Here is a 25737-nt window from a genome sequence, read left to right as displayed (position 1 = left end):
AACAAAACGCAAAACTAGGGGGTAGCTTATGCAAGTGACGATGCGAATCGAGCGATATGCGGATCAAGGCAGATGTGTAGGTCATCTTGACGGACGCGTTGTATTCGTGCGATTTGCGCTGCCTGGTGAGCTGGTTATTGTGCGTATGGATGAGCCGATGCGTGCAAAAGCGCACTTTTTTACCGGTGAAGTTGTGGAAGTTTTGGAGCCTAGTGCGAATCGTGTGGAGCCGCAATGGAAGCTCGCTGGTCCTTTGGCTCAAGGCGGCGGAGTTGGTGGCGCAGATTTAATTCACGTTTCTTTGCCTGGGCAGATTCGTTGGAAGGCTTCCGTAATTGCCAATCAATTCCAGCGTTTAGCGCATATGGATGTTGCGGATAACGATGTTAGAGTTGAGCGAATGCCAGGTGATGAGGAGCTTAACGGATTTAATTGGCGTACGCGCATGGAGTTGGTTGCTGATGATGAAGGGCGATTGTCTATGCGAAAGCGTGAGTCGCATGATCGCATTGCGATTGATACTATGCCGCTTGCATCGCGCGCTGTTTTAGCTGTTGCGGATTCTTTGGATTTGTGGAATCGAGAATTTGAGCCAAATTCGCAAATTCGCCTTGCTGTTCCAGAGCCTCGAGTTGAGGGCTTGGACTTTGGTGTTTCTGGTGATAAGTCTGCGCTCCTTAGTGCGATTGGCGAAAATTATGCGCTTATAGTAAATGATGAGTTGGTTGCAGGATCTGCTTTGTTGCGAGAGCGCGTGCGCGTTGCGGTTGATGATGATTCATCGCGTGCGCGTACTTTTGATTACGATGTTGATGCGCGTGGTTTTTGGCAGATTCATCGCGCAGCTCCAGAGCATTTGGTGAACTACGTTTTGGGATTAGTCCGTTCTGCGCTTGGTGGGCGTACTAAGAATACGGTTTTGTGGGATTTGTATTCTGGATCTGGTTTGTTTACGATTCCGCTTGCGACTTTGGCTAATATTGGCGGAGATTCTTCTTGCGCTGCTGGCGCTTTTGGTTCTGCAGAGCCAGCCCGTGTGCTTAGCATTGAGGGTGCGCCGATTGCTGTAAAGAACGCAAGGCGAAACATTGGGCGCGCAGGTCTTAGCAGAGATATTGTTGAAGCTTTGCAAGGCGATGTTGCGCAAACGCTTGAATCGCAGGTGTTTAAGGCGAGTAAGTCATCTAAGATTGTGCGACGCTTTGCTCATCCAGATGTTGTTGTGTTAGATCCTCCGCGCGCTGGTGCTAAAGCTCAAGTTTGTAAGCAGATTGCGAAGTCTGGAGCAAGAGCTGTTGTGTATGTTGCTTGCGATCCGACTAGTCTTGCTCGCGATGTTGGCACGTTTAGGGAGCTTGGCTACAGCGTTCAGTCTTTGCGCGCGTTCGACATATATCCCAACACTCACCACGTCGAGAGTGTCGTATTGATGTCAAAGGCTTAATAGGTGGGTGCAAATTTGCCCTTGTGTAGCAAGGCTTAGCGAGGGCTATCGTTAAAAGGTTTAATGTGCGGAGGCTTTAAGCTGGGTTCTCGTGATTTTTGAGTGCAGTTTGGCTGTTTGAGGGAAGATGTCGACGCTCTAGGGTTGAGTGCACAGGATGTTAACGTTAAAAGGTGCACACACTTTGCACCCACCCTGTGAAGTGGGAAAATATAGCTCAAAAGGTAAAATGAAACCTGATTATTAGTATGTGCACGAGGAGGTGCTTAAGGAATGGATAATAAGAAGTTTATCGCAGAGACGAAAGATGTTCGTTTAACGGTGAAACGTGCTGATACCTTTGGCGTGAGCTTTGTTAACTGTGAACAAGATATATTGAGGGTTGAGGAAGCGCAAAATGTTATAAGGCTTATTCAAACTAAAAAAGTCTCAGCTTCGAATTGGGTGAGGTGGCTTACTCAGGGTATGCCTGAAATTGTTGTGAGTTTGCCACATGATGTGGAAGTTTGTGAGGTTGAATCTGATTCTAATCAAGTGCTCATCACGGATATTGAGATTGGTAAGCTTTATGTAGAAGTGAACAATGGCAAGGTAGAAGTTGTTAATTTGAAGGCGGATGATGTCTTTCTTAAATGTTATAATGGGTTGGCTTCAGCAACAAACGTAGAAGTAACTCATGTTTGTACGCTTGATACGTTAAATGGCATGAGTATTTTAGAAGGAACAATCACCAAGGATGCAAGCCTTGAAGTAGATTGTGAGAATGGTGTCACCGAGGTTTCAGATAAGAAGAAGGTAAATTGTAAAAACGATGGATTTGCGCATTACATGGTGCACTGTCTTAATGGGAAAGCTATTGCGAAGTAGCAGACATATAGATCAAAAAAGAAGCAATAAAACTTGATATAAGTTGGAATTAGAGCGTATATAGACATACCGATAAAGGAGGAAGCCGTATATGCTCTATGTAAAATTTGATGATTTCGAAGATGTTAGCGTCATGGGAAATGAGAAAGATCATGGAATGTTTATTCCGATTAAGGATGGGAATGTGTATGCTGAGTGCGAACGGTGCGGTGTAGTTGAAAGGATCACCTCACCATGCGAATTCATTGCTAGCACATTTAGGTCAAGAGTGAACTTCAATGAAGGTTATGAACTTTGCGAGAAGTGCTTGCAAGAGGTTGAGTTTGTTACTGTCGCTTTGAGAACTGGAAAATTACCTAATCGAGAATTGAAATAACTGAAAAAGCAAAGCAGTGATAACCGTAGTAATACATGAAAAACTAAACGTTAAAAGGTGCACACACTTTGCACCCGGGCGGTAAATGATAATTTAGGGAGGCGTTTTATGTCAGTAATTAAAATTGAAAACCTCACTTTCTCATATTATGGATATGTAAAACCCATATTTAAAAATGTATCGTTTTCCTTTGATACAAACTGGAAAACGGGATTGATAGGAAGAAATGGAATCGGTAAATCAACTCTATTTAAGTTACTTTTAAATCAAGAAACTTATCAAGGTAAAATAAGCAAGGATGTTGAATTTATTAAATTTCCACCAAATATAAGCGATACTTCAAAATTAGGAATTGAGTTATATAAAGAACTAATATCAGATGATGAAGAATGGAAATTATTTAGAGAACTTAATTTGCTAAATGTAGATGAGAACCTTGTTTACAGAGAGTTTGAAACGCTTTCTAAAGGGGAACAAACAAAAATCCTTTTAGCTATTTTGTTTACAAGAGAAGATGGCTTTTTACTTATTGATGAACCAACAAACCATTTAGATATGGACGGAAGAAAAATTGTAAGTGAATATCTGAAAAGTAAAAAAGGATTTTTGCTTATATCTCATGATAGAGATTTTTTAGATGGTTGTATCAATCATGTTATTTCTATTAACAGGAATTCTATTGATGTCCAATCGGGAAATTTTACATCATGGTATGAAAACAAAGTGATGAAAGACCAATTTGAAATTAGTCAAAATGAGAGATTAAGAAAAGATATTAAACGATTAAAAGAGTCTGCAAGACAAAGTCAAATTTGGTCTGATAAAATTGAAAATACTAAAAATGGTGTAAAAGTATCAGGTGTAAAACCAGACAAAGGACATATAGGTCATCAATCAGCCAAGATGATGAAAAAATCTAAGAATTTGGAGAATAGACAAAACAAGGCAATAGAAGAAAAACAGAGTTTACTAAAAGATATCGAAACAAAGGAAAGTCTATTACTGCATCCGCTACATCATCACAAAAATCCCCTAATATCGGTTAGCGAGTTATCAGCATACTATGGAGAAAGACAGATCCTAAATAATGTAAGTTTCGAGATAAAGCAAGGCGACATAGTGGCTATATATGGGGGTAATGGTAGCGGAAAATCAACCTTGATTAAAATTTTATTAGGTATAAATCACGAGTATACAGGTGAGATAAAATTAGCAGGTAATTTAAAAATCTCGTATATTCCTCAAGACACATCTAATTTAACAGGTAGCCTAAATGAATATATTCACAAGCAAGATGTTGATGAAACATTGTGTAAAACAATTCTAAGAAAATTAGATTTTTCAAGAGAATTATTTGAAATGGATATGAAGAATTATAGTGATGGACAAAAAAAGAAAGTTTTAATTGCTGTAAGTTTCTCAAAGCCAGCTCATATATTTGTTTGGGACGAACCACTGAATTATATAGATGTAATATCAAGAATACAGATTGAGGAAATTATAAAAGAAGCAAAGCCTACACTCATATTTGTGGAACACGATAAGCGATTTGTAGAAGATATCGCTAATAAAATAATACAATTTTAAGTAAAATCCAAATCCCAGTTTGTAGTGCCTTAGACTTTTATCATCATACGACATTCCCCTTGCCAGCTTCTTTCCTGCAACGAACGTTAATGCTCTTTTCTTGATGCATGGTTATCATCAGGGTAGTCTTGAAACATGTGAGACTGTCGTATTGATGTCAAGGGCTTAATAGGTGGGTGCATTTTTGCCCTTGTGCAGCAAGGCTTAGCGAGGGCTATCGTTAAAAGGTTTAATGTGCGGCGGCTTTAAGCTGGCTTGGCGTGATTTTTGAGTGCTATTTTTCTGTATGAGGTAAGATATCGACGCTCTAGGGTCGAGTGCACAGGATGTTAACGTTAAAAAGTGCACACACTTTGCACCCACCCTGCACCCACTTTGTTGAGTGGTAAAATATAGCTCAAAAGTTAAAATGAAACCTGATTATTAGTATGTGAACGAGGAGGTATTTAAGGAATGGACAAGCTCGTTCGTTTTTGCCGTGAAGTAGCGACATTCGGCTTGACGGTTGCCTTAATCGCGATGCTGGTTGCCTTAATATGGGATGGCACACTTGCTATTAGAATTGGTTTTACCTCTTTTGCTATTGGTGTCACAGTGATCTCGCTTAAGACTGTCCTTCGAAAGACTGATTGAATTTTGTTTGGTTCAAGTCAATAGTTGAATATCTCACGTTGGGTGACTATTACTGATCTCTGTCAGTAATAGTCACTTCTTTTTATGAATCTTAAAGTCAGGCTCAATGTCCGTCCTGTTTAGCCGGTGATTAGTTAGGGTAATCGTTAAAAGATTAACAACTGTATCAATGAAAATGCACGGAAATTGCAGAACCAGGATGAGTATGAGAAAAAATATACGAGTCTAGTGAACAGGTTTAATACTGTAGAATCAAGGCTTAAGGAAGTAAAAGCTCGCATTGTTGACAAGCAAATGAGGCATGATGAAGTTGAATATTTTATCGAGGACTTGAAAAAACAGGACTTGTTAACAGTGTTCGATGAAAACGTCTGGCTTAGCATGGTTTACTATCTAATCGTGCATCAAGATGGAAAGGTTGATATTATCTTCCTTGATGGGAGTGTAATGAAAGTAGACGAGTAAATAACAAATATACAATATATGAAGGCAAGTCAATATAGATTTTTTCTTGTATGATTAACTCAAGAAAAGTTAGCATAAAAGGTTGGCAAGCCATGAAAAAACTGACAAAATCCTTGACAGACAGACAGACAGACAGCGTAGTTCTGTCTCTTTTCACGTAGAATTTTTAATTGGCAGAAATATATACCTGATGTATAGGTATGCGTTCCTTCCTATCTTTATGAAATTTTTCAAAACAATAAAAGAACATTATTAGATTAAAAAGGAGGATTTATGAAAAATACGAAAAAATGCCCAAAGTGTGGGGGAAGTGAAATTATATTTGTGCCTGGATCTGCTGGGGTTTATGGGACTGGAAATAATATTATGACTGGCCATACAATTATGTCGGCAGTACCTATTGATAGGTATATTTGCACTGCCTGTGGTTTTAGCGAGGAGTGGATTGACCTTGATAATATGGATAAATTAAAAAAGAAATATGATGAGATTTAAATGAGAGTTACTTTTATATGAGGGTGGGATAATAGTTAAAACAGCAGGTCGAGGATTAAAATCGACCTGTTTTTATGTTTAAGGCACTTAGCTTTCAAGATATAATGAGTATTAGAAGATAAATTTGTAAAAGCTCATTTCAATAGATGAAGGAGGTGCTTTCATGTCCAATTCAAACTCAAATTACACTAAGCAACTCATTGATGATTACTGTGTGCTAGATACCGAAACGACCGGCTTTTCTGCGTATTATAATGAGATTATTGAGATTGGTATCTTAAAAGTTAGAAATAATGAGATAGTAGACCGTTATGATCAGCTGATTAAACCGAGTATAGAAGTAGACGGTTTTATTACAGCATTAACAGGAATAACTAATGACATGCTGGAAGGTATGCCATCTATAGACAGTGTGAAAACGTCTGTGCTTTCGTTCATAGGTGATGACATTATCCTTGGTCATAGGACTTCTTTTGATATGCGCTTTTTGAATGAAGGCTTTAAGGAACAACTGACTAACCGGTATATGGATACGATGCAATTTGCAAGAAAACTGTATCCTGAGCTGAAACATCACAGACTCTCCGATTTAACTGACTACTTAGGATTACACAATAATGAACACCGTGCTTTATCAGACTGCACATCAACGAAAGAATTATATGATGCTGTTAAAACACGCATGGCTGAGAAGAATCTAGTAATTGAAGATTTATGGCCTGCCAGTGGAAGTCACAGTGGTAAAGGGATAGATATCAAAGCAATTAAGCCTGATGAAGTGGTTGTTGATAAAGATGGGTTTTTCTATAATCGGCATGTTGTTTTCACTGGTAAGCTTGAGAAAATGCTTCGCAAGGATGCTCAGCAGATTGTAGTGAATCTCGGCGGTGTTTTAGATAATAGTGTGACTAAGCAGACTAACTATCTGATACTTGGTGACAATGATTACAATGCAATTCTTAAAGGTGAGAAGTCTTCAAAGCATAAGAAAGCAGAAAAGCTCAAGCTTGAGGGGCAAGATATAGAAATTATTGATGAGCGTACTTTCTATGATTTGTTAAATGAGTGAAATTGGATGATTGAGAGGTGATTACGTGTCTAAAATAAATGTTGAAGGTTCAGAAATTAGCATTATTGCCATTGACAATAGAGATTATATTTCTTTAACGGATATGGTTAGAAATATTGATAACGGTTCTGCTTTGATTGAAAAGTGGCTTAGGAATAAGAATACGATAGAGTTTTTAGGTATTTGGGAAGAAATGTATAACACGAATTTTAATTCCACCGAATTCGAGGGAATTAAAAATGAAGCAGGACTTAACCGTTTTATATTATCTGTTAAGCAATGGGTGGAGAAAACCAATTCTATCGGTATCGTTGCTAGAGCGGGAAGATATGGTGGAACTTATGCTCATAAAGATATAGCGTTTGAGTTTGCTTCTTGGGTATCGCCATACTTTAAATTATATTTAATCAAAGAATTTGAACGTTTAAAGGAAGAAGAACAGAAGAAGTTAGGATGGGATATTAAAAGAAATTTGGCAAAAATAAATTATAGAATTCACACAAATGCCATTAAGAACAAACTTGTACCAGATAAACTTTCAAAAGAAAAAATCAATTTTATTTATGCAAATGAAGCGGATATTCTTAACGTTTCTTTATTTGGAATAACAGCTAAAGAGTGGCGTGATGAAAATCCGGATTTAAAAGGCAATATTAGAGATTATGCGGATATATCTCAGCTTGTTTGCCTTTCTAATCTTGAGAATCTTAATGCTGTATTTATAAATGAAGGTATGAGTCAATCTGAAAGATTGGAGAAATTAAATGCAATAGCTATTGAACAAATGAGGATACTATCTGAAAGTGAATCAATTAAAAAATTGCAATAAGCTGCGTCGTATCATTGGGAAACAGTAGCGATGTCTCGGGAAGAGTTTCGTATACCAGAAAACTATATGAATAAGGATGAATTGTATCTCTTTGTGTCGCGCGATATTCTGGATTCTCATTATGATTTGTCTAAAGTCACTCTTGGAGATAAGCGTATCAAGTTAGTTGACTCACAGTTTAATTTGTCTAGTTCAGGACTTAAAGCTTTATTTTTAGTTGGGAAATTTGATTTAAAAGACAAGTCAAGTTCTGATATTCTTAAAGTACCAGGGATTAATAAAACAGGTAATGTTGCTGTAGGTTATAAGAAGAAATAGTAATATTTTGCACTCAAGAATCAAGCTATTAAGCCAATCTTAAACTTTTTAACGATAGCTTTTTCTATCGTTAAAAAGTGCACCCAATATCCATAGTGTGCACTCAAAAAAGTGTAGCTATACTACCCGTTCTCTCAATCCACGTCGAGAGCGTTGTATTGATGTCAAGGGCTTAATAGGTGGGTGCAAGTTTGCCCTTGTGTAGCAGGGTTTAGCGAGGGCTATCGTTAAAAGGTTTAGCGTGTGGCGGCTTTAGGCTGGGTTCTCGCGGTTTTTGAGTGCGATTTTGCTGTATGAGGGAAGATATCAACGCTCTAGGGTCGAGTGCACAGGATGTTAACGTTAAAAGGTGCACCCACTTTGCACCCACCCTGTGAAGTGGGAAAATAAGGTTTAGGCTAATTATCGAAGTGGTTCAATTACGATAATTATGCAAAACTATAGATCTGTTATATCAGTCCACAGCTCACACTGAGTCATTACTGTTTGAACAGCATCTTCCATACCTTCAGGAGGATAACGGTACTGTTTAAGAAACATAAATACCCGCCGGAGGGCATGGATGACGCTGTTGCTACTGTAATGCTTCAGTGTGACCTCTGGACGGAACAATGATATGGAGCATCGGGTAGTTAACTATAGTGAGGTACTGAAAGAGAGTAATAATCAGGAATTGATTATGGTTGCCGAAGACAGAGGAGCTTATGACAATAATAAGTGCTGATACAGTTGATATAACGAAAAGAAGATGTTGTGGTTTCTGGCGGCTTTCGAATAGAGTTTCCTGATAATCAAAAGGCAAAAATGAAATGGAGAAATAATTATGAGTTCAAACGTAATAAGACATGATAACATTATCCCTTTAGTAACGCGTCAAAGCATAGCAAGCAGATATCATACGGTTACGAAAGCTATAAATCAAGAGTTTTGGAATTCAACGAGTGAAACCACACATAGTCTCTATGTTGGTTCTTATGGAAGAAACACAGCAATAAATACAAGTGACATAGATATACTTGTTGAAATTCCGGAAGATGAATATAATCGGTACTCATATTCTAAAGGGAATGGGCAATCTCGACTTTTACAGACTGTGAAGAATGCGATTGAAATTCCCTATTCAAGAAGCGATATTAGGGCAGATGGTCAGGTTGTTAAAATTGCCTTTTCTGATGGTATGAAATTTGAAGTGTTACCAGCGTTTCCGCAGACAAGTTGGGGTGGTAGTGTTTCATACAAATATCCAGATACGAATATGGGAGGAAACTGGAGAACAACAGATCCTAAGTCTGAGCAAAAAGCAATGAAGGAAAAGAACAGCTCATCTAATGGGTTATTGTGTGCTACTTGTAAGCACATAAGAATGATCAGAGATGATTCTTATTCGAGCTATCATCTGTCAGGAATTTTAATTGATTCCTTTGTATATGTTGCGATGGGAGAATGGCATTTTACGGATGGAGATAGCAATTCCTCAAGCCAACAAATATCGTATGAACAGGCATTACTTAATTATTATAATCATATTCCATGCAACGGAATATCTGCGCCAAGTCTATCTGCTCCCGGAAGCGGAATGTCGATTGATACTACAAAGGGATGGTATGTCCTCGGCAAGATCCTAAATAAAATGGTATCGGAGTAAAATGGAAAGTGATAAAAGCTATAGGGCACGATTAAAAAATCAAATAAAGGATGCTTGTGGAAAAGTTATATACACATATACTGCGCATCACAAATTAGCTGATCGACTTGAGAAAGAAAATAAGTATGTGAAGAATGCACAGATTATATTGACCGCACTTTCTTCTTGCGGATTTTTTTTACAGCATTATAACAAACAAGGTCATATCGACATGGATAGGTGGAATTACTGCTGTATTGTCTTTGTGCCTAAATCTATATGCCAAGGAATGTAAGATTCAAAATGAAGTAAGCCAGCATCGAAATGCAGCAAATGTGTTGTGGGGTATTCGAGAAGAGTATGTTTCCTTATTAGTTGATTTTGAAGTGCTTGACGATAGTGAGATACAAAAAAAGAGAGATGTTCTTTGTAATAAAGTTTCAGAAGTCAATAATAATTATCCTGCAACTGATGAGAGAAGCTACAGGGCTGCGCAGAAGGCTTTGCAAAAGGAAGAAGAACAGACTTTTAAGGAGAACGAGGTTGATTCCATTTTGCCTAATGGAATTGATAAGTGAATAATCGAAAGGGGTGAGTTATATGATACTCCCTGAAAATTTGATGAACTTGATTCGTCAGGGCGAGGGGCTGACAGTCGAATTCAAAAAATCAACAACAGATATTACGAAGGATGTCTACGATACTGTTTGTTCTTTTTCTAATCGGGATGGCGGTCATATTTTCTTTGGTGTGAAGGATAACGGGACGATTCTCGGTGTTGATAAAGACTGCGTTGAGCAGATGAAGAAAAATTTTGTTACTACGATCAACAATGAGAGAAAAATGTATCCGCCACTCTATTTGACTACAGAGGAATATGAGATTGATGGGCGTATTGTTCTTTATGTCTATGTCCCGGTTGGAAAAACCGTTTATCGTAATGCGGGCAGAATATTTGATCGCAATAATGAGTCTGACATCGATATTACAGATAATGCGGATATGGTTTTCAACCTTTATGCTCGTAAGCAAAGTACCTATTTTGTGAATAAGGTTTACCCTGCCATCCCGGTTTCAAGCCTTCGCCATGATCTTATGGATCGAGCAAGGAGAATGACGAGAGTGAATACTGAGCACCATCCGTGGGTTGACATGACGGATGAGGAGATGCTCAGAAGCTGTGGGCTTATACTTGAGGATCCGGAAACAAACAAAGAAGGTATCACACTTGCGGCAATCTTGCTCTTTGGTACGGATAACCGTATCATGTCCGTGTTACCTCAGCATAAGACAGACGCTATTTTCAGAGTGTTCAATGTTGATCGTTATGATGACAGGGACGTGGTGATCACAAACCTGATTGAAAGTTATGATCGTCTGATGGAATTTGGAAAGAAGCATCTGAATGATGTTTTTACATTGGATGGTGTCCAGCGGATAAGTGCCAGAGATAAAATCCTGCGTGAGATTATTTCCAACCTGCTCATGCACCGTGATTTTTCCAGTGGATATGTACCGAAGCTTGTCATTGAACGGGATAAGATTACAACAGAGAATGCGAACCTTGCGCATGGGCACGGAAACTTGAATCTGAAAACATTCAAGCCATTCGCAAAGAATCCGCCGATAGCAAAAGTGTTCCGTGAGATTGGTCTTGCTGACGAACTGGGAAGCGGTATGCGCAACAGCTATAAATACACGAAGATGTATTCTGGTGGAGAGCCTGTCTTTACAGAGGCAGATGTTTTTACGACAGTGATTCCTCTTTCTGAGGCTGCAACTGCCACGGTCGGGCCGATTACCCAAGGTACCCCACAAGTCGCCCCTCAAGATACCCATCAAGTCACCCCCCAAGATCTGGAACAAAGGTTATTGAGATTAATTGATTTTTGCAGTACACCGCGAAGTAAGCGTGAGATGATGGATTACCTTGGCCTTACGGATAGCAAGAATTTCAGAGAAAGGTATCTTGTTCCTTTGCTTAGTGCAGGAAAAATAGAAATGACGATACCGGATAAGCCAAACAGTAGGAACCAGAAATATAAAAAAGTGAACATTGAAGATTAAAAAGCGACCATTGGAGACAGAAACCATATATCGAATAGAGGAAAACGGACATTCAATGTACAGTTTTGGTTTCACAAATAGGTATGTTGAGACGATGGGATTTCGGACTTATTTCCTCAGAGCGAAGTCTTGAAACGAACGTTAAATCTACGGATTTGCATATCATAGGTAGGAACATGGCCTTTGAACTGTTTCCGAGAATGTATGAGGGCAAAAATCGGTGTGTTTCCGGGCAAAAACACGCTTTGAGTAATTCCTGCGAACGAGCACGAATTTGGCTATACACTCGACATTAAGATGAAGCAGTCGAGCCATACAGAATCAGTGGCGCTCCTTTGCAAATCGCACTGAATCAAGATATCGTTTTGATGATTTTTACTGTGCTTGCAGCCTAGTTGATTCGTTTTTTTTTCTTTGTGAAACAAGGGTTAGCGCGGTTGAATGTTAAAAGGTTTAGCCTGTGGTGCCTTTAAGCGGGTTCTCGCGGTCTTTGAACGTGTTTTGGCTGTATTGAGAAAGATATCAACGCTCTGGGGTCGAGTGCACAGGATGTTAACGTTAAAAAGTGCACACAATGTTCATAGTGTGCACTCAAAAAAGTGTAGCTATACTACCCGTTCTCTCAATCCATTTAGAATCAATTTGTTTGTTGTCAAGAAAATAAAATAATAGACTATAAGACTTTTGAAAACAATGGCTTTATTTAGATGAATAATGTTTGGTCTATCTAATTTTATATATTTTCAATCTTCACAGTTTGCGTGGATATCTATCAGCATATTTGACAAAATCATATAGTTTAAGTAAATTTCACAAGTAATATTTCAAGGAAAGGTGGGAAAATTGTGAAGTTATTTCTTAAAATGTCTCCATTGGCAACTGCCGAGGCACAATGTGTGTGCAGTCAATTTTGATTGGCTATAAACATTAAACATTTTGAAAGGAGAAATAATGGAAACAATAGTATCCGCTTTATTAGTTTTTGTTTCTACATCCATTGACTACTTAGTTGTTTTGACTATTTTATTCGCTAGTCAAGGAAAGAAAGGTTTGAAATCAATTTATGTAGGGCAGTATTTAGGTACAGGACTGCTTGTACTGGCTAGTCTTATTGCCGCTTACTTTTTAAATTTTATTCCACAAGATTGGATTATCGGACTCCTTGGTCTAATTCCGCTAGGTCTTGGTATAAGAGCAATTTTTGTGGATGAAGATATTGATGAAGAAGATATCGAGGGGAAAATTACCGGAAATGGATCAAAAATCTTAGCATTTACAAGTTTAACAGTGGCAATGGGTGGAGATAATTTAGGAATTTATATCCCTTATTTTACAGGAAAGAGTTTGATTGAGATTGGTATAAGTTTAGTAATATTTGCCTTAGGTATTTTGATTCTATGCAAATTATCTCAAAATCTCGCCTCAATTTCTGCTATCGGAGAGACTGTGGAAAAGTACGAAAAAGTAATTGTACCTGTCGTGTTTATTGGACTCGGTCTCTATATATTGATTGAAAATGGAACTATTAATTATTTCATAGGTCAAGTCCTAAAAGTGGTGTAAATTCATTTCCTTCCCTTTATCTGCTATTTTTATGTTCAAACTCAAACGAGAAAAATAAGTGGTGCTTCCCACCGTCACGGCGCTTGATCGTACTATCTGATGTAGGAGGCTGATTAGGTGGGTGCATTTTAGTCCTTGTGTAGCAGGGCTTAGCGAGGGCTATCGTTAAAAGGTTTAGTGAGTGGCGGCTTTAGGCTGAGTTCTTGTGGTTTTTGAGCGTGTTTTGGCTGTTTGGGGGAAGATATCAACGCTCTAGGGTCGAGTGCACAGGATGTTAACGTTAAAAAGTGCACCCACTTTGCACCCAGGGTGGTGAAGTGGAGATATACAGTATAGTTTGCATAATTATTTATTACGCAAAAAACATGATAATAAAATTTATACAAGCAAAAAGAGATGTTACTCAAATGGCATAATTGTAAAAAGTTACTTTATAACATTCTCCTATATCGTGGGGCTTAAATCTAAGCCCCACTTTTTATATTCAAAACTATTTTTTCAAATAAATAAAAGTCAAAGACTTTACATATTTAACGCTTATTCTTAGCTAAAATACCTGTTTTTAATATCATTTGTAAGCATACGCTGAACAAAAAAATACAAAACAATATATTGCATATAAAAGGTGAAATACTGCGCGCAATTATTGCGCCTAAGTTTACAGTAAATGTCGCAAAAATACCGATAATAATTCCTTCAGTAAAATGAGTATAATGGTAACGAGCATTAGCAATACTACCACTTATAGCTGTAGGAAGCATGACAAGCAAAGCAGTTCCTCTTGCCATAAGGTCTCCCATGCCGAGCAAAAGTTGCACGCATGGCACTATAATTCCTCCGCCACCAACGCCTAAAATACCTGAAAAAATACCAGAAACAACGCCTATAAATATAAGACATATAGCTTTTAAAAAACTAACATTAAAATCTACATTTCTTAACGGAATCCAAATTTGACTAGAACATATAACTAGTAATACAAAAAGTATAAAACACCAAGGAAATATTTTTTTAGGCAAAATATGTGAAAAATATACCCCAATTTGTGATCCGAAAACTGAACCTATTATTAGAAAAAATGCTGATAAAAATGACACTTTGCCGTTTAAACCGTAAACAATGCTTCCACAAAGCGACGTTATAATTATGGCAACAAGAGAAGTAGCACTAGCATGACGCTGATCAAATTTCATAAAAACAGTTAATGCAGGAACTATCACCATTCCTCCACCTACACCGAACAATCCTGATAAGAAACCTGCTAATAGTCCAATGAAAACGATTAAAACAATATTCTGGAAATTATATTTGATTTTAAAAATATTTCTCAACATATATCTTTTCTTCACAAATTACCTCCTCGTACTTTATTCACTACTTTTACTATATTATGTGAAAAATAGAATATTTCTATACTAGTTCAATTGTAATTTATGTATTTATTTATCTAATTAACGTAAGTAATGGATAATAAGAAGTTTATCGCAGAGACGAAAGATGTTCGTTTAACGGTGAAACGTGCTGATACTTTTGGTGTGAGCTTTGTTAACTGTGAACAAGATATATTGAGGGTTGAGGAAGCGCAAAATGTTATAAGGCTTATTCAAACTAAAAAAGTTTCAGCTTCGAATTGGCTGAGGTGGTTTACTCAGGGTATGCCTGAAATTGTTGTGAGTTTGCCACATGATGTGGAAGTTTGCGAGGTTGAATCTGATTCTAATCAAGTGCTCATCACGGATATTGAGATTGGTAAGCTTTATGTAGAAGTGAACAATGGCTTTGTATCCACTGGAGAAAGATAAAATTCATATTTAATGAAATTGACAATCAGGCCTTATGGAGGGTTTTATGGCTGAGATTTGGGATGCGTATGATAAAGAATTTAATAAATTAAAGAATATTACATTAGTGAGAGGAGAACCAATTCCTGACGGCATGTATCATTTGGTGGGCGAAGTAATTGTTAAACATATAGATGGGACTTACCTTATTATGCAAAGAGATTTTGAAAAGAAATTCGGTGGAATGTGGGAGTTGACAGCAGGTGGTTCTGCATTGCAATATGAAACACCATTAGAATGTGCAGTAAGAGAATTAAAAGAAGAAACAGGTATTGAAGCTTCAAATATTATGGAGATCGGAAGATTTGTGCAGGATGTTTACCACTCTCTTTATGTTGAATATCTATGCGTAACCGATTGTAAGAAAAATGCAATTGCTCTTCAAAAAGGAGAAACGGTTAATTATAAGTGGGTAGATAAAAAGAGCCTTTTGGAAATGAGCCAAGACGAGTTAGTATCATCAAGGGCAATCAAACTTATTAAAACAGTAGATATATAAATTCAAGTTTGGCTGTTTGAGGGAAGATATCAACGCTCTAGGGTCGAGTGCAATAAGTTCAATTACTGTTGCTTGTGCACAATGTGATATACAAATGTATCAATCACTTGGGTTTTCAATTCAGATTGGGAACTTGTTTGCATTTGAACCATAAGTCACAGTCATTAGATAAAAAATGAAGGAGTAAACTATGGAACATAATTGCGGATTTATTAATGATAAAAAAGCATTTAGATATAGAGCAGCAGCCATCATAGTCGAAGAAGGTTGTGTGCTATTTGCAAGAAATGATGAGGACGACTATTTCTACTCAGTTGGCGGAGCGGTTCACATGGGCGAGACATCAGAAGAAGCCGTCAAGAGAGAAGTATTTGAAGAGACAGGTCTTAATTACGAGGTCGATCATCTTGCTGTCATACATGAGAACTTCTTCATCGGCAGCTCTGGCTTAAAAGGGGTAGACTTCCATGAGCTGACATTCTACTACATGATGAAGCCCATGGGCAAAAGAGATTTTACGAGCCAAAGCACTACAGAGTCAGGTGCTAAAGAGACAATGCATTGGTTACCTATAGATGAGCTTGATAAGTGCAAGGCTTACCCGACATTTATGAAAGAATATCTTAAATCGGAGCACAGTGGAATAGAGCATATAATTTCAGATGAAAGATATTAATGAATCCCGCTATTATGGTAAGAGATCGTTACATAAACATTATTTCATTGAAATTGACAAATAACCACCAATAATATATTACAATAATTAACAGTACCCGACGCGCCTCTTAACAATGCGGACCAAGTCGGGTCTTTTGATTTTTGGTCTATAACCCGATATTTAACAAGGAAGTTGTTCAAGTGACGAATAGTAGGAAGTTTGTAGCAAAAACGAAAGATGTTAGCTTAACGGTCAGAAGAGCTGATTCTTTTAGTATTAGTTATGTTAATTGTGAAAAAGATATATTTTGTGTTGAAGAAAATCAAGACGGTATAAAGTTCGTTCAAACAGAAAAAGTGTCGGCTTTTTACTGGCTTAAGTGGCTTGCTAAAGGCAGTCCTGAGGTCATTGTTACGTTGCCGGAGAATGTTGATTTTTGTGAGATTGAAGCTGAGTCGAATCAAGTATTAGTAGCAGATATTAAAGCTGACAAGATTTATGCAGAAGTTCATAATGGCAGGGTGGAAGCAAGGAATGCTCAGGCGAATGGTGTTTTTCTAAAGTGTCTTAATGGTTCTGCTGTGGCGCATAATGTTAAGGTTGTTGTTTCTTGCATGGTGGATACGTTAAATGGTACGAGTGTTTTAGAAGGAGAAATTACCAAGGGTGCATGTCTTGAAGTAGTTTGTGAGAATGGTATGGCTGAAGTTTGTGATAAGCATAAAGCAGATCTTGGGCGCAAAACAAATGGATGTGCTCACTATGCTGTGCACTGCTTGAATGGAAAAGCTGTAGTGAAGTAATACTGTTGTGGTGTTTTATGTCCGCTACTTTGACTAGTCACACGAAATAGAGTTTGGCATATTCTAAAAATGTTTTTAAATGTCGGAGTATTAGGCTTGGTGATTTTTAATCCAAGTGTAAAAGTCATTTTCATTTGCCTTGCCTGATGCAACTTTGAGAATAATATCAATCAGTTCTTCATCTTTATAAGACAACATAATGTTGTTGAGTGCCAGAAAGATTAGCATGACATGTGTGCCAATACGCTTGTTGCCATCAATAAAAGGGTGGTTCTTTATAAGACCAAAAGCTAGACGGGCTGCCTTATCTAAGACAGATGGGAAAAGTTCATTCTCGTCAAATGTTTGCAGTGGAGTCTTTAATGCAGAATCAAGCATTCCTACATCTCGGATACCTGAAGAACCACCACTTGTTTCAATCAGAGCCTGGTGAAGTTTAATCACCTGTTCTCGTGTTAAATACTTCATTTGGCAAGTTCCTCATAAACTTTTTTGTTCTTTTTGATGAACATGTTGGATAAAGCCATAACTTCATCGTCTGATGGAACAGTAACTTTTTCAGTTTTGGCTTTTGGGAATTCTAAAATTACGTAGCGAGGAGCGTTGTTTTTCAAAATAACAGCTGATCCGTATGTGTCAACAAGACGCGCAACCCTGGAAAAGTTTTGATTGGCTTCAGAAATAGAAACGAGCGTGTCTGTATTTACATTCATATCAATAACCTCCATTTTTAGAAGAATTATAGCATATATTTTAGGATAAATAAATCCTAAGTATTTTGAGAGTTATTTTATAAATGCCATATAGCCTATGTGTGCTCTAGTTGCTTGTGTTTTGGGGAACAAACCGTCGCAATAGTCGTAAAAAAGTTCCCTACATTATTTGATTTCTTATGCTGTTACAGTTGGTAACTATAGTGTTTCATCTTGTTTCTTTTTCCGTTGTAAATTATTTGTTAGTTTGTAATTAGGCGGTATCTAAATCAAATGTTTCAATACTAATTTGGTTTCCGTCAAGTAATTTCATGATGTGTAATAAGTGATTTGAAAGGAGTTGTGTTATGAGTAGCGTTATATCTTTGGGAGAAAAAATTAGAAAGGCTCGTCTGGAAGCTGGGTTGACGCAGGAGGAGCTTTCGGAATTATTGATGGTATCTCGTGCTGCTGTAGCAAAATGGGAAACGAATCGGGGTTTGCCGGATATCGAGAATCTGAAATTTATTGCATCTGCTCTAAGCGTGAGCGTTGATTATCTTTTGGATGAGAACAATAGCGTTGATTTTTCTATTACTAAGAAGCCTATTAATCTCAATAAATATTGTTTCGACGGTAGGGTGAGCAGTTTTAAGAAGTCGAAAATTAAAGAGCAGATTGTCTTAGATGAATATCCTGACTCAGAAATCAATATGCTAACTGTTGTTAAAACTTATAACAGTTCATCTGAGAAGATAGTGGATAATTTTGTTGGATGGTTTTCTACTCTCCTTGGAGGATTGCCATTGTTTGGCATATATGATTTCAGTAAAGCTGTCTCCACTCTTGGGGCTGATCAGTATTATTTGGTGGATAAAAAAGATAAGCAGTATTTCGTGCTTATAACTGATGAGTATATTATTAGCAGAATTATGGGAGTGGCGTTTAATAGTAAAAAGTTCCGTATTGGAGATAAGGAATTTATGAAAGTTGGTTTTCTTCGTAATAAGTAGTAAATAGGTGGAAAGAAAAATTTTATGGATTCGAAAAGCCTGCACTTATTGGAAAAATAAAAAAATTTTTCTTTAATAAGGTTTGTATGTGTGGTTTTTTTAAATAGTAATACTATTAAGGCTAAACAGCCTGGTATGGATTCTAATTTTAATAGAATCGTATTCTTATTAGAATTGCATATTAAGAATAAGGAGAACTTATGAAATTAATTAGACCAGATAGTAAATATATTCAAGGTTATATAGAAGCAAATGAAGAAGATGAAATTTTTAGGCCGAATGCAGAAAGACGTTTTAGAAATTATGACACAATTATAGAGAGTTCTTATAACTATGAACATGGTATAAATCTGCCTGAAAATTATGTTAGAGCTACTACATTTTGGCTGATAGATAATGAAAAATTTATTGGTGAAATTAATATTAGGCATGAATTAAATTCTTTTTTAATTAACTATGGTGGTCACATAGGGTACGAAATTAGGCAATCTGAATGTATGAAGGGTTATGGAACAAAAATGCTTTCTATGGCACTTACATATTGTAAAGAGACTCTGAATCTACATAAAGTTTTGATTACATGTGATGATGACAATATTGGATCGATAAAAGTTATAGAAAATAATGGTGGAATTTTGGAGAACAAAGTGAAAAATAGCTTATCAAGAGGAAATGTTACGACAAGAAGGTATTGGATTAATATATAGGAAAAAGATTAAATTTTATCTATACTGACCACTCAATCGTGGCTTAGGACAATTTTTAGACATTTTGTATAATCAAAGCACTATATTCCGTGATTGCATTTTCTGGAGAAAGATGATGAGTGAGACGAATGTAAGGCCAGTGCTTTTCAAGCATGCTTTTTGGGGTCATGTGATTACAGAAACTGTTGCTAGCGTTTGCACGCTTATTATTGCGCTGCTTGTACAGCAGTTCGTAGGGCACCGCGTACTAGGTTGGGAAACTGTGGTCATACTCGCGTTGAGTGTTGTGGTGTTTTCCCTGCTAAGCACAGCGTATCTGCAGTGGGATAGGCATCGAAGGCCAGATGACGGGTCTGGCGATTTGCTCATTGGAATCATCGATTTCGTGCTCAGGCTGCTGGTGACCTCTGGTATTGCTTTATTGCTTGTTTCCAATATCACGCTGCTAAGCATTATTATTGGCGCAGCGATTACTAGTGTGTTGATGTTTGTTTTTGAAAAGCCTTGGCAGCCAGGTATGACGGATGCGCAATTACAGGAAGCTTCAAAGAAATCGGTTGAGCTTGGCGTTCAAATGCTTGAAGAAGAACGCGTAAAGCGCGCCGAGGTGAGAAACACGATTGCATTACAGCATGCGAGTGCAGGTAAAACAGACACTCCTAGAGGTACGTCTCTAACATTCTCATCGTTAATCGTTGCGAATATGCTGATGGAAGCAGTATATGCTGTTGTTACATTTTTGCTTGCATTGATGCTGCAATGGTGGATGCTTTGTACTATCGCTGGCTGGAGCACGCTACTCGTCATATTCTTTGGCAATATGCTATTTTCTTGCGCGGCGGCTGCGATTATGGTTCTGATGGGCGCATTGAAGGCTGATCAACAGAAATGCCTAACAAAAAGTTGGCCTTTCTTAGTTATTGTTGTACTGCTTCGACTGCTGATCTTTGGTGTTCTCGCTTGGCTTCTTACACCGAGTTTGGCATGGGTGAGCGTAGTTGTTGGCATTGTGCTTACCAATATTGTTCTCGTTATCAAGTGGCACCCACGGAGAAGAACCGCAGTAGCTGCGTAAGATTCTGTAAGACTGTTTTCTTCTTCTTTAAGCAAAAGGCTCTACGTAACCCGTTATATCTTTCCTTTTTCCTTGCTATTAGTATTTATAGTTTTTGTTTAAAAAACTTAACAGCCATTTCATAAACAAATGTAACAGTTTTTTACGTGTTATATCTTGGCAATGTTGTATTAAAAAAGAGCCGCATGTTTCGCATATCTCCATCGTGTTTTATTTGCACTGGTTTTACCATTCTTAACCATCTTGTTGCTACATACACTACCAATGGGATTATTGCAAGAGTTCATCATTTAATTACAACAGTAGATTAGGTTAGTTTCATTAGAGTATTCTAATTGTAGTCTATTTGCATAATTTAGTATTTGGGGGAATAACCCTATTTCTATTTGTTATAAGTAAAACTTAGAACACCTTATACATTTTATGTGTTATCAAAAATAACAACAACAATTGTATGGCAAAAAATTATTGGATAGAATGAGTATTAAACCTATTTGGTGTGCGACTCCGTGGAGTAAGTGAGGAGAATATTCTTATGTACAAGGTTCTTATGTTCGTGCTGAAGTTGGTTCTGTTTACAGCTGTGAATTTTATGTTCCTTTACTTGTCGATGGTGGTATTCGGCCATGATTTTGGTGTGATGTTCAAAACGTATGGGAATGCGCTCGGTCCGCTTATGTTCATGCTTGCTTTGATGACAACGATGTCGTTGCCTAATGAAGGAACCATTTTTGAGGATAAGCGGCAAAAAAGTGTGTCTAAAAACCCGAGTTATCGTTGAAATACCACGGAAAACTCGCTGTTATTAAGCTAAAAAAGCTTAACATTCAGCATTACTTGACATTGAAAACAAAAGGGGCTTAGGACAATTTTTAGACATTTTGTGCAACCATAGCACGATGTTCCATAATTGTCTTTTAAGCCCCATTTTAATTCTGTGATTGTTGTAAAAATCAATATAAGTATGAATAGCTTGACGTAATTCTTCTGTACTATCCCAGCTACTGCGACTTAGATAACAAATTGCGAAAAAGTTATGCAATGAGAACGTTATTTGCAATTTTTATATTGCGAGCATGCTGTTAGCGATTAAGCCCTCACTTTGGTGTAAATTCATTTCCTTCCCTTTATCTGCTATTTTTATGTTCAAACTCAAACGAGAAAATAAGCGGGGCTTCCTACCATCACGGTGCTTGATCGTGCTATCTGATGTAGTAATGCGAACATAAAAATCGTGTATGACAGTCAAAAAATCCCATTCGTGCAAATGTGTTGCAATATGCGATACAGTATTTTATGGTGTGTGTATGGAGGTTGGTTGATATGGCAGTTACTAAAAGTGCGAATGTGAATGTGAGAATATCATCCTCTAGTAAATAAACAAGTAACCAGTCTGCCTTGATGTGGCATTCGTGAACTTAACGTTGTACATCAGTCTTGCAACAACGCTTTCTTAAGGTCTTCCATAGAGGAATACGATGGTACGTTAGGGTCTCTGGAAATTCTTCTAGCTTCTTCCATAGCAGCCAGTGATTCAGTGTTATATTGTGGCTGCTTAATTATGAATGGGAAACCGCCTTCCATTATGGAAGTTCGTAAGAAAATATTGATAGCATCAGTGACGGAAATTCCGAAGCTGCCAAATAAGTCTTCAGCACTTTGTTTTACACTTGGTTCAATACGTATGTTGATGTTTGCAGTTTTAGACATATTATTACTTCCAACTACTTATAATGTATTGCAAATGTTAAACAAATGTTTTGTGGTTGCTTATATTTGAGTTTTTGACGTAATGCTCATATAATTTTCCACGTAAAGCACATTTAAGTTTATGAGGTGTTGCGCTATGACTGCCCAAATGATCGCTAGTCTTAAGAACGGTTTGAAAGGCATATAAAAGCACATAAAACAGCTTAAGATACATATTCTTTAGCAGTATTAAACACGCATTGCACATGATGTTTGTCATTATGTTTGCACGTGCGCGTTGGTTTTTACACGTTTTTTGCATGTTTTTGCGCGTTCTTATCGTTCTTGTAAGCAAGCGTTATCTTTTTATCTAACTGATTTTCATTGTTGAAATTTATCCAATAACAGTAAGAATTAAGCTTTAATAACAAGTAAGAACGAAGCAATAATAATGAATAATAATATAGAAAACGCAACTGATAGTCGCGATAACAATAATAAGCAGTCAACTAGCAACTTAATATTGCGTATTGATAATGTAACAAGATCTTATTCTCGTGGATTCGGTCATAAGAAAACAACTCGCCAAGTTTTACATAACGTATCTTTTGATATTCATTCTGGTGAAATATTTTGCTTGCTTGGTCCGAATGGTGCAGGTAAAACAACTACTGTGAAAATTGTTGGTACGTTGTTAGCTCCTGATAGTGGTAGTGTTCGTATTGCCAGTATTGATGCTGTGAGTAATCCTCGAGAAGCACGTAAGCACGTGTCGTTACTTCTTGGAGGTGAGCGAGGATTTTATCAAAGGTTAAGTGCATTAGATAATCTTCGTTATTTTGCGGATCTTTCCGCTGTTCCATATAGGGAGCAAGGTAAGTGTATTCACGATGCTCTTGAGCAAGTTGATTTACTTGATAAAGCTCATGATGCTGTTCAAACTTTTTCAAGGGGAATGTGGCAGCGATTGCATATTGCTCGATCGCTGGTTGCTAGAACGGATCTTATGCTTTTAGATGAGCCTACCACTGGTTTGGATCCTGAAAATGCTAGGAAAGTACGTGAAATTATTCATGCTTTACGAGATCAAGGAATAGCGATTTTGCTAACTACGCATGAGATGAGTGAGGCTGAAAAATTAGCTGATACTGTTGCTGTAATAAATCACGGTAATATTATCGCTCAGGGAAGTGTTCAGCAGTTGGCTTCTTTACAGCATATTGATCATGTAACAATGTACGCGTATGACGGTGAACTATCAAGCGGAACTCCTAGTGTTAAGGAAGAATTGCAAAAACTTGATGGAGTGTTGTGGTGTGATGTTTTTGAATCGCATGGAGTGTTAAATATTACTATCGCGTGGAGCAAAACAGTATCTCAAGAACGAAATATTAAAATTCCTGTTGATGGGATTACGCGTTTAGGTGATCGCGTTGCAAGTTTGGAAGAAACGTATTTTGCTATTGTGCAAAATGATAATATTTCTGCATCAAATACTTCTACTTCTACTTCTGCTGCTACGCTGTCTTCCTCGCCGTCCTTGCTCCCATTAAGTAAGTAGGAGGCTTAATATGAATACTTCTACTCGTTCATACGCTTCTGTGATTCGTGGCATGTGGTTTCAGCTTAAAAGCTTAGCAAAAACAACGTTTTTCTTGCAAAATGCGATACTTGCTCCAGTATGTTTTGCGTTGATGAAAATTGTTGCCTACTATGGTTTTTCTCATGATTGTACTAACTGCCTTAATAATATTTGGGTTGATTCTTCTATAGCTGGATTATGGTCTGCTACAACTACTGCTGTTGGAATTATTGGATACCAGCGTTATTTAGGAACATTACAATATTTAACTTTAAGTGTCATCTCACCTGCTGCAGTGTTTCTTCCTATTGTAGGATCCGCAGCTTTACTTGGGTGCATTGGTATGCCGCTTGCGATTATTACCGTTGCTGTTTTCTGCCATGGGTTCTTTATGATAACATTCACGCAGTTAGTTGGATACTTACTTTCTATGCTTGCTTGCGTAGCTTCTGCTGCATTATTATCTGGAATTTTTGTATTATGCCGTAAAGCTACAGTTTATGAAGGTTTGATTTTAATTCCTGTATGGATGCTTTGCGGAATAGTAATCCCTGTAGAATCAATGTCATTGCCAGTTCGCGTTATTGCGTTTATTCATCCGCTTACGTCTGCAGTGTGGGTGGCTCATGCGCAATCGTTTAATGCTACTACTGTGTTAGCGATTGTGTTATGTGTTGTATTATCTAGCGTTTTGCTTGTTATTGCAGGTTTTATGTTACGTCATGCTATTCGACTTGCAACGCTTAATGGAAGTTTGAACATAATATGATACGAAATAATAATCAGGTTGAAACTATGCGAAATAAAATTATTCAAAATAGTAAGTGCGCTAGATTGCATCAATATAATCAATATTCACAGTATGGTCACGTGAGCGTGTTATCTAGTATACGAACTGGTGCAAGAGTGAGTATACAGAGTATACCTAGCTTAAATAGTTGGAATACTGCTGTTATTCGTATGATTATTGAGCCTCTTTTATCCACGTTCTTATACGTTTTTCTAGCTGGAGCTGTAAGCGGAGGATTCAATGGAGCAGCTAGTGTAGCGACTAGCGCTGGTTTTAATCATAGTTTGATTGCTTCAACTCTTGCTGCTGTGATGGGTGCGTGTTCTATTTCCACAAGTATGACTGTGTCAGAAGCACTAGCATGGGATCGTTTTGAAGGCACAACACCATTCGTGCTTACAAGCGCGAAAGTTGCATTACCATTATGGTTCGGTCGTATTATTGCGCTCGTGACTATTTTTTTAGTGAGTGATGCTGTGACTTTGTTTATAACAATGCTTGTAGTAAGCCCAAGTGCTTTCTTTGTGATTAATATGAGTGTGTTGATGCTGTTGTTCCTTATTGTTCCTGTTGCTTCTACGGGATTTGGTATCGCTATAGCTGCTATAAGCATGATGATGAATGATGTTTATACTATTTCTAACGCGCTTAGTGCAATACTTCCTATTGTTTGTGGTGTGATTGCTCCAATTAGCGTATTTCCTAAGATGATGCAATACGTGTTATACGTGATTCCAGTAACTCATGTTACTCAAGCATCTCGTAGTATAATTGATGGTTCTGTAAATGTTGGCGTATCGCTACTTGTGATTCTTATTGTTGGCATGTTATGGGCAATTGTTGGTGTGATCATATGGAATATTGGTGTTGCGGTTCAACAGCGTAAAGGTACTTTAACAAATATAGGGTTTTAGCTGATAAATATGGGATTTAGTTAATTAAATAAGGATTTTATTAGCGGGTATAGGGGTGGGTAATACTAGAGGCATATTGATTATTGAGTGAGGTTATCAAGCCAATCTTAAACCTTTTAACGATAGCCTTTCTATCG

At 37.5% G+C, this 25737-nt stretch carries 30 protein-coding genes and 1 pseudogene; 26 read left to right on the top strand and 5 right to left on the bottom strand.

Translation table 11 applies throughout. The features are described from left to right. Positions 1–28: 28 nt before the first annotated feature. From HXT38_RS03800 to HXT38_RS03730, 15 genes and pseudogenes are all read left to right on the top strand, one after another. Complete coding sequence (locus HXT38_RS03800) at positions 29–1444, top strand: class I SAM-dependent RNA methyltransferase (protein WP_421791673.1); 1416 nt, start codon at positions 29–31, stop codon at positions 1442–1444. A gap of 273 nt (positions 1445–1717) precedes the next feature. After that, positions 1718–2311 carry a DUF4097 family beta strand repeat-containing protein gene (locus tag HXT38_RS03795; protein ID WP_004111245.1) on the top strand — a complete coding sequence of 198 codons (594 nt, stop codon included), beginning with the start codon at positions 1718–1720 and terminating at the stop codon, positions 2309–2311. Positions 2312–2402: 91 nt separating this feature from the next. Further along, positions 2403–2687, top strand: coding sequence for a hypothetical protein (locus HXT38_RS03790; protein WP_004114737.1), 285 nt, complete (start codon positions 2403–2405; stop codon positions 2685–2687). Positions 2688–2795: 108 nt separating this feature from the next. Continuing rightward, the gene (locus HXT38_RS03785) at positions 2796–4274 is read left to right on the top strand and encodes an Lsa family ABC-F type ribosomal protection protein (RefSeq protein ID WP_421791671.1); all 1479 of its coding nucleotides are present in this window, start codon (positions 2796–2798) and stop codon (positions 4272–4274) included. Positions 4275–4727: 453 nt separating this feature from the next. Next, a complete protein-coding gene (locus tag HXT38_RS03780; protein ID WP_004128547.1) occupies positions 4728–4907 on the top strand; it encodes a hypothetical protein in 180 nt (59 codons plus the stop codon). Between the two features lie 186 nt (positions 4908–5093). Continuing rightward, positions 5094–5372, top strand: coding sequence for a hypothetical protein (locus HXT38_RS03775; protein WP_004128533.1), 279 nt, complete (start codon positions 5094–5096; stop codon positions 5370–5372). A 273-nt stretch (positions 5373–5645) separates the two neighbouring features. Then, the gene (locus HXT38_RS03770; RefSeq protein WP_004128528.1) at positions 5646–5867 is read left to right on the top strand and encodes a hypothetical protein; all 222 of its coding nucleotides are present in this window, start codon (positions 5646–5648) and stop codon (positions 5865–5867) included. Between the two features lie 163 nt (positions 5868–6030). Continuing rightward, a complete protein-coding gene (locus HXT38_RS03765) occupies positions 6031–6936 on the top strand; it encodes an exonuclease domain-containing protein (protein WP_421791669.1) in 906 nt (301 codons plus the stop codon). A gap of 25 nt (positions 6937–6961) precedes the next feature. Next, the gene (locus tag HXT38_RS03760) at positions 6962–7765 is read left to right on the top strand and encodes a KilA-N domain-containing protein (protein ID WP_004128523.1); all 804 of its coding nucleotides are present in this window, start codon (positions 6962–6964) and stop codon (positions 7763–7765) included. Between the two features lie 3 nt (positions 7766–7768). Continuing rightward, a pseudogene (locus tag HXT38_RS03755) lies at positions 7769–8083 on the top strand (hypothetical protein); the annotation flags it as partial. Between the two features lie 823 nt (positions 8084–8906). Further along, a complete protein-coding gene (locus tag HXT38_RS03750; RefSeq protein WP_421791667.1) occupies positions 8907–9728 on the top strand; it encodes an SMODS domain-containing nucleotidyltransferase in 822 nt (273 codons plus the stop codon). A gap of 1 nt (position 9729) precedes the next feature. Further along, a complete protein-coding gene (locus HXT38_RS03745) occupies positions 9730–10002 on the top strand; it encodes a hypothetical protein (RefSeq protein ID WP_421791665.1) in 273 nt (90 codons plus the stop codon). Beyond that, the gene (locus tag HXT38_RS03740) at positions 9965–10285 is read left to right on the top strand and encodes an SLATT domain-containing protein (RefSeq protein ID WP_421791663.1); all 321 of its coding nucleotides are present in this window, start codon (positions 9965–9967) and stop codon (positions 10283–10285) included. The genes HXT38_RS03745 and HXT38_RS03740 overlap by 38 nt, the downstream gene beginning before the upstream one ends. A gap of 22 nt (positions 10286–10307) precedes the next feature. After that, on the top strand, positions 10308–11774 hold the full coding sequence (locus HXT38_RS03735) for an RNA-binding domain-containing protein (protein WP_421791661.1): 1467 nt from the start codon (positions 10308–10310) through the stop codon (positions 11772–11774). Between the two features lie 951 nt (positions 11775–12725). Beyond that, positions 12726–13337, top strand: a complete 612-nt coding sequence (locus HXT38_RS03730; protein WP_004573936.1) for a CadD family cadmium resistance transporter — start codon at positions 12726–12728, stop codon at positions 13335–13337. Between the two features lie 530 nt (positions 13338–13867). On the opposite strand, the gene HXT38_RS03725 is transcribed toward HXT38_RS03730, so the two are convergent. Next, positions 13868–14671, bottom strand: a complete 804-nt coding sequence (locus HXT38_RS03725) for a sulfite exporter TauE/SafE family protein (protein ID WP_415707252.1) — start codon at positions 14669–14671, stop codon at positions 13868–13870. A gap of 129 nt (positions 14672–14800) precedes the next feature. Here HXT38_RS03725 and HXT38_RS03720 point away from each other — a divergent pair, with 129 nt between their 5' ends. From HXT38_RS03720 to HXT38_RS03705, 4 genes are all read left to right on the top strand, one after another. After that, positions 14801–15139 (top strand): hypothetical protein, encoded by a 339-nt coding sequence (locus tag HXT38_RS03720; RefSeq protein ID WP_004573940.1) that lies wholly within the window; start codon positions 14801–14803, stop codon positions 15137–15139. Between the two features lie 46 nt (positions 15140–15185). Then, positions 15186–15677, top strand: a complete 492-nt coding sequence (locus HXT38_RS03715; RefSeq protein WP_004573943.1) for an NUDIX hydrolase — start codon at positions 15186–15188, stop codon at positions 15675–15677. Between the two features lie 190 nt (positions 15678–15867). Next, positions 15868–16353, top strand: a complete 486-nt coding sequence (locus HXT38_RS03710) for an NUDIX hydrolase (protein ID WP_004136341.1) — start codon at positions 15868–15870, stop codon at positions 16351–16353. Between the two features lie 182 nt (positions 16354–16535). Beyond that, entirely contained in the window at positions 16536–17138 is a 603-nt protein-coding gene (locus tag HXT38_RS03705; RefSeq protein WP_415688669.1) for a hypothetical protein, read from the top strand. A gap of 90 nt (positions 17139–17228) precedes the next feature. On the opposite strand, the gene HXT38_RS03700 is transcribed toward HXT38_RS03705, so the two are convergent. Continuing rightward, entirely contained in the window at positions 17229–17606 is a 378-nt protein-coding gene (locus HXT38_RS03700) for a type II toxin-antitoxin system death-on-curing family toxin (protein ID WP_032842276.1), read from the bottom strand. Further along, entirely contained in the window at positions 17603–17851 is a 249-nt protein-coding gene (locus HXT38_RS03695; RefSeq protein ID WP_248899453.1) for a type II toxin-antitoxin system Phd/YefM family antitoxin, read from the bottom strand. Before HXT38_RS03695 ends, HXT38_RS03700 begins: the two co-directional genes overlap by 4 nt. A gap of 347 nt (positions 17852–18198) precedes the next feature. Between HXT38_RS03695 and HXT38_RS03690 the strand changes: the two genes are divergently transcribed. The 4 genes from HXT38_RS03690 to HXT38_RS03675 all read left to right on the top strand — a co-directional run bounded on the left by HXT38_RS03690 (position 18199) and on the right by HXT38_RS03675 (position 21406). After that, positions 18199–18843 carry a helix-turn-helix transcriptional regulator gene (locus tag HXT38_RS03690; RefSeq protein WP_004573989.1) on the top strand — a complete coding sequence of 215 codons (645 nt, stop codon included), beginning with the start codon at positions 18199–18201 and terminating at the stop codon, positions 18841–18843. Between the two features lie 200 nt (positions 18844–19043). Next, positions 19044–19550 carry a GNAT family N-acetyltransferase gene (locus HXT38_RS03685; RefSeq protein ID WP_004573993.1) on the top strand — a complete coding sequence of 169 codons (507 nt, stop codon included), beginning with the start codon at positions 19044–19046 and terminating at the stop codon, positions 19548–19550. A 115-nt stretch (positions 19551–19665) separates the two neighbouring features. Then, positions 19666–20625, top strand: coding sequence for a hypothetical protein (locus HXT38_RS03680; protein ID WP_421791659.1), 960 nt, complete (start codon positions 19666–19668; stop codon positions 20623–20625). A gap of 535 nt (positions 20626–21160) precedes the next feature. Further along, a complete protein-coding gene (locus tag HXT38_RS03675; RefSeq protein WP_004573997.1) occupies positions 21161–21406 on the top strand; it encodes a hypothetical protein in 246 nt (81 codons plus the stop codon). 39 nt (positions 21407–21445) lie between these two features. Here HXT38_RS03675 and HXT38_RS03670 read toward each other — a convergent pair whose 3' ends face one another. Continuing rightward, positions 21446–21667: an IS3 family transposase gene (locus HXT38_RS03670; RefSeq protein ID WP_217428672.1), complete on the bottom strand. Its 222-nt coding sequence runs from the start codon at positions 21665–21667 to the stop codon at positions 21446–21448. A 389-nt stretch (positions 21668–22056) separates the two neighbouring features. After that, positions 22057–22335 (bottom strand): type II toxin-antitoxin system RelB/DinJ family antitoxin, encoded by a 279-nt coding sequence (locus tag HXT38_RS03665; protein WP_032842270.1) that lies wholly within the window; start codon positions 22333–22335, stop codon positions 22057–22059. A 430-nt stretch (positions 22336–22765) separates the two neighbouring features. Here HXT38_RS03665 and HXT38_RS03660 point away from each other — a divergent pair, with 430 nt between their 5' ends. The 3 genes from HXT38_RS03660 to HXT38_RS03650 are packed head-to-tail and all read left to right on the top strand — an operon-like array spanning position 22766 to position 25600. Next, positions 22766–23875, top strand: a complete 1110-nt coding sequence (locus HXT38_RS03660) for an ABC transporter ATP-binding protein (protein ID WP_421791656.1) — start codon at positions 22766–22768, stop codon at positions 23873–23875. A 10-nt stretch (positions 23876–23885) separates the two neighbouring features. After that, positions 23886–24665 (top strand): hypothetical protein, encoded by a 780-nt coding sequence (locus HXT38_RS03655; protein ID WP_004104890.1) that lies wholly within the window; start codon positions 23886–23888, stop codon positions 24663–24665. Further along, positions 24662–25600: an ABC transporter permease gene (locus tag HXT38_RS03650; RefSeq protein WP_032842268.1), complete on the top strand. Its 939-nt coding sequence runs from the start codon at positions 24662–24664 to the stop codon at positions 25598–25600. Before HXT38_RS03655 ends, HXT38_RS03650 begins: the two co-directional genes overlap by 4 nt. Positions 25601–25737: the final 137 nt, after the last annotated feature.

This window comes from Gardnerella sp. DNF01157 (assembly GCF_049244225.1).
Taxonomy (GTDB): Bacteria; Actinomycetota; Actinomycetes; order Actinomycetales; family Bifidobacteriaceae; genus Bifidobacterium; species Bifidobacterium leopoldii.
The sequence above is the reverse complement of the archived record's forward strand: the minus strand, read 5'-3'. Positions and strand labels throughout refer to the sequence as shown.

What these genes read in the sequence shown, in the direction of transcription:
- HXT38_RS03690 (WP_004573989.1), top strand. Translation starts at nt 18,199, where the DNA reads ATGAGTAGCGTTATATCTTTGGGAGAAAAAATTAGAAAGGCTCGTCTG.
- HXT38_RS03720 (WP_004573940.1), top strand. Translation starts at nt 14,801, where the DNA reads ATGGATAATAAGAAGTTTATCGCAGAGACGAAAGATGTTCGTTTAACG.
- HXT38_RS03665 (WP_032842270.1), bottom strand. Translation starts at nt 22,335, where the DNA reads ATGTCTAAAACTGCAAACATCAACATACGTATTGAACCAAGTGTAAAA.
- HXT38_RS03695 (WP_248899453.1), bottom strand. Translation starts at nt 17,851, where the DNA reads ATGAATGTAAATACAGACACGCTCGTTTCTATTTCTGAAGCCAATCAA.
- HXT38_RS03780 (WP_004128547.1), top strand. Translation starts at nt 4,728, where the DNA reads ATGGACAAGCTCGTTCGTTTTTGCCGTGAAGTAGCGACATTCGGCTTG.
- HXT38_RS03745 (WP_421791665.1), top strand. Translation starts at nt 9,730, where the DNA reads ATGGAAAGTGATAAAAGCTATAGGGCACGATTAAAAAATCAAATAAAG.
- HXT38_RS03750 (WP_421791667.1), top strand. Translation starts at nt 8,907, where the DNA reads ATGAGTTCAAACGTAATAAGACATGATAACATTATCCCTTTAGTAACG.
- HXT38_RS03675 (WP_004573997.1), top strand. Translation starts at nt 21,161, where the DNA reads ATGTACAAGGTTCTTATGTTCGTGCTGAAGTTGGTTCTGTTTACAGCT.
- HXT38_RS03785 (WP_421791671.1), top strand. Translation starts at nt 2,796, where the DNA reads ATGTCAGTAATTAAAATTGAAAACCTCACTTTCTCATATTATGGATAT.
- HXT38_RS03660 (WP_421791656.1), top strand. Translation starts at nt 22,766, where the DNA reads ATGAATAATAATATAGAAAACGCAACTGATAGTCGCGATAACAATAAT.
- HXT38_RS03725 (WP_415707252.1), bottom strand. Translation starts at nt 14,671, where the DNA reads ATGTTGAGAAATATTTTTAAAATCAAATATAATTTCCAGAATATTGTT.
- HXT38_RS03715 (WP_004573943.1), top strand. Translation starts at nt 15,186, where the DNA reads ATGGCTGAGATTTGGGATGCGTATGATAAAGAATTTAATAAATTAAAG.
- HXT38_RS03655 (WP_004104890.1), top strand. Translation starts at nt 23,886, where the DNA reads ATGAATACTTCTACTCGTTCATACGCTTCTGTGATTCGTGGCATGTGG.
- HXT38_RS03795 (WP_004111245.1), top strand. Translation starts at nt 1,718, where the DNA reads ATGGATAATAAGAAGTTTATCGCAGAGACGAAAGATGTTCGTTTAACG.
- HXT38_RS03730 (WP_004573936.1), top strand. Translation starts at nt 12,726, where the DNA reads ATGGAAACAATAGTATCCGCTTTATTAGTTTTTGTTTCTACATCCATT.
- HXT38_RS03790 (WP_004114737.1), top strand. Translation starts at nt 2,403, where the DNA reads ATGCTCTATGTAAAATTTGATGATTTCGAAGATGTTAGCGTCATGGGA.
- HXT38_RS03710 (WP_004136341.1), top strand. Translation starts at nt 15,868, where the DNA reads ATGGAACATAATTGCGGATTTATTAATGATAAAAAAGCATTTAGATAT.
- HXT38_RS03765 (WP_421791669.1), top strand. Translation starts at nt 6,031, where the DNA reads ATGTCCAATTCAAACTCAAATTACACTAAGCAACTCATTGATGATTAC.
- HXT38_RS03685 (WP_004573993.1), top strand. Translation starts at nt 19,044, where the DNA reads ATGAAATTAATTAGACCAGATAGTAAATATATTCAAGGTTATATAGAA.
- HXT38_RS03735 (WP_421791661.1), top strand. Translation starts at nt 10,308, where the DNA reads ATGATACTCCCTGAAAATTTGATGAACTTGATTCGTCAGGGCGAGGGG.
- HXT38_RS03770 (WP_004128528.1), top strand. Translation starts at nt 5,646, where the DNA reads ATGAAAAATACGAAAAAATGCCCAAAGTGTGGGGGAAGTGAAATTATA.
- HXT38_RS03800 (WP_421791673.1), top strand. Translation starts at nt 29, where the DNA reads ATGCAAGTGACGATGCGAATCGAGCGATATGCGGATCAAGGCAGATGT.
- HXT38_RS03650 (WP_032842268.1), top strand. Translation starts at nt 24,662, where the DNA reads ATGATACGAAATAATAATCAGGTTGAAACTATGCGAAATAAAATTATT.
- HXT38_RS03700 (WP_032842276.1), bottom strand. Translation starts at nt 17,606, where the DNA reads ATGAAGTATTTAACACGAGAACAGGTGATTAAACTTCACCAGGCTCTG.
- HXT38_RS03680 (WP_421791659.1), top strand. Translation starts at nt 19,666, where the DNA reads ATGAGTGAGACGAATGTAAGGCCAGTGCTTTTCAAGCATGCTTTTTGG.